This window comes from Thermosynechococcus sp. HY213, assembly GCF_031460975.1.
In the GTDB taxonomy this organism is placed as follows: Bacteria; Cyanobacteriota; Cyanobacteriia; order Thermosynechococcales; family Thermosynechococcaceae; genus Thermosynechococcus.
This window is the reverse complement of sequence record NZ_JAVKVB010000014.1, coordinates 1-2595: the sequence shown is the minus strand read 5'-3', so window position 1 is coordinate 2595 and position 2595 is coordinate 1. Positions and strand designations below refer to the sequence as shown.

Annotated in this window: 2 protein-coding genes; both read left to right on the top strand. The window is 41.8% G+C overall.

Features of this window, described 5'->3' with window-relative positions:
- Positions 1-1467: hypothetical protein (locus RHK62_RS08835; protein ID WP_310453597.1), on the top strand; the 1467-nt coding region annotated here is incomplete at its 5' end.
- 153 nt (positions 1468-1620) lie between these two features.
- The coding region (locus tag RHK62_RS08830; protein ID WP_310453596.1) for a dynamin family protein at positions 1621-2595 on the top strand (975 nt) is incomplete at its 3' end.

The window sequence follows — 2595 nt, the reverse complement described above, 5'->3', positions numbered from 1 at the left end:
GATCAACGACGCAGAGGGGATATGACTCCTGAAGAAGTGCGGGAGTTTGTGCAGCAGGAATTTAGAATTCCTAGCTCTCATGTTTTCGAGGTATCTGCCCAACGAGCCTATTGTGCTGCTTGTTTCCTGAAGCAGCATGGCTTAGGAGAAGACTGGCGGACTCGAGATGAGGCCGGAGATTTGGCAAGAGAAATTCTTGGGGCTGAGTGGGAAAAAGAGTTAGAAGAGATTGATAAAGACGCGTTTACTAAGAAAGCTAGAGAGCAGTGGTATGAACGCTCAGGATTTTATCAGTTTTTCACTAAAGTGATTAGTGAACTCATTAAAACTGCTGCACCGAAAGTAATCAGGGAATCTCTAAACATCACTCACGGCTTTATTCATAAGCTTCTTGAAGACATTAATTTGCGAAAAAGAAGCTATCAAGCAACCCTAGGTACACTTGAGGATGAAATTAAGAAACTAAATCAAGATATTAAAGAAATTGAAAGTTCGGCTAATCTGTTGAATATTGTCGAGGAGTATCAAGAAAAAATTAAGAATCAGATTGCCAGTGAAGTCTTTAAATTGAAGAACAAGGCAAGAGCAGACGTTAGTCGTCTTTTTTCTCAAAAAGAGTATGAGCAGGCTGATGTTCTCAAAAAAGTAAAGCTTTTTCTCACAGACTTTGCACACAAATTAACCAACGACAAGTCTCGTGAGGATCATTTAAGGATTCCTTTTAGCTCAAGGCATGACGCTGAAGATTTTCAGGGAAAAATATTTAACCTAGTTTCACAAGAAGCAGAAAAGTTTTTTGGTGATACCCAGAAAAAGATTGAAAAATTTGTAGGAGAAAAAATCCTTGGATTAAAGAAAGAAATAGAGGAAGAAACTCAGCCTATCCTAGAAAAAGCAAGAGAACGACTCCAGATGACTTTTAATGTGCAATTAAGCCTTCCTGATTTTCAGGTTTCAAAGGCTAGTTTTGGCAATTCTGAACTTCGACCCGAAGCTTTAACTAGGACTGTCAACGAAGTTCGAAAAGTGAAAAAGAGATTTTGGTGGCACTGGTTTTGGCTAATTCCTAAGGAAGTGGATGAAATTTATACAGAGACTATTCAAGAATATGTAGTCTATCTCAATAAAGTCGTTGAGGAAATCAATCGACAAATAGACACCCAAGCGAATCAAATAGAACAAGAGGTTAATAATTATTTAGAAAAAGGTTTTAAAGTAGAAGCAGAACAATACATCGAGTATCTCAGTAGCTATCTCAAGGATTATCGAACAACCCTGATTGAGAGCCAAGAATATCAGAGAAAGTCTGCTGTTAAAAAAGAAGAAGTGATGAGGCAATTAGAGCAGCTCGAGGAGGATGCTCAAAAAGCGAAGTGTGATATTTCAATTTATTCGCGTCGAGTAGAGGAAGTTCTGGAAAATTATGGTTCTTCCTGCGATTCACCAGAAAATTCCTCTAATCAGTGATTAATTCAGCTTTCCTTACCCTACAGTGTCAACACTTTTTATCTTTTGTGCTAACCTAGCCCCCAGTACTTCCTGACTGCTGATGATATGGCTACAGCTATCCCCCCCGGCATTCCCCAAGACATTCAGGCAAGTGAGACCCTACTAGAAAACTTGCGCCAAGATGTCATTCATTTGCTGAAACAGACCGTTGGCATTGTTGAACGCTACAACAACCTTCATAAAGCAACAGGCACAGAATTTTCAGGTACACTAGCGATTCGACAAGCCCTCGCCAACGTTGAGGAAATGGCTCTACGCATGGCCGTGGTCGCTCCGATGAAGGCAGGAAAGTCTACGATTATCAATGCAGTCGTCGGTCAACCCCTCCTACCGGCTCGCAACACGGCAATGACGGCTACTGCAACAGAAATCATTTTAGACCCTAATATTGCTGAACCTATTCTGATGGTTCCCGAAGGGCTGGTCAGTTTATTTCGCGAGACTGCTGATCATATTCACTGGAAATGTCAAACAGATCGCACAGGCGTTGAGAAACTATTGCGCGAGCGATATCCTCATTTGACCCGCACACTAATCAACATTATTAGCAACCCCTTCCTATTCGAGCGACAGATAAAAGGCGTTGAAAATATCCGCACAGTCTTGCATCCCATGAATGACATCGTGCGTTTAGCGAGTGAACTTGTTCCCAACTGTAATGTCATAAAACGAATGCAGGAGTTGCCTCAAATTAGGGTCGCGCCCTTTACCCTTGAGGATCAGCCCATCAATACGACAGTGGGCAACCTTGTCATTATTGACACTCCAGGTCCTAACGAAGCAGGCGAGAACTTAGAAATCAAGAATATTTTTGCTGAACAACTTGAGCGTAGTAGTCTCATTTTGGTTGTCCTAGACTTTACCCAGCTCAAGACCGAAGCGGCTAAAAGTGTTCAAGAAACCGTTCAGGCAATTGCTGAGATTCGTGGTGGAACTGAAAATATCTATGCCCTCGTAAACAAAGTTGATCAACGACGCAGAGGGGATATGACTCCTGAAGAAGTGCGGGAGTTTGTGCAGCAGGAATTTAGAATTCCTAGCTCTCATGTTTTCGAGGTATCTGCCCAACGAGCCTATTGTGCTGCT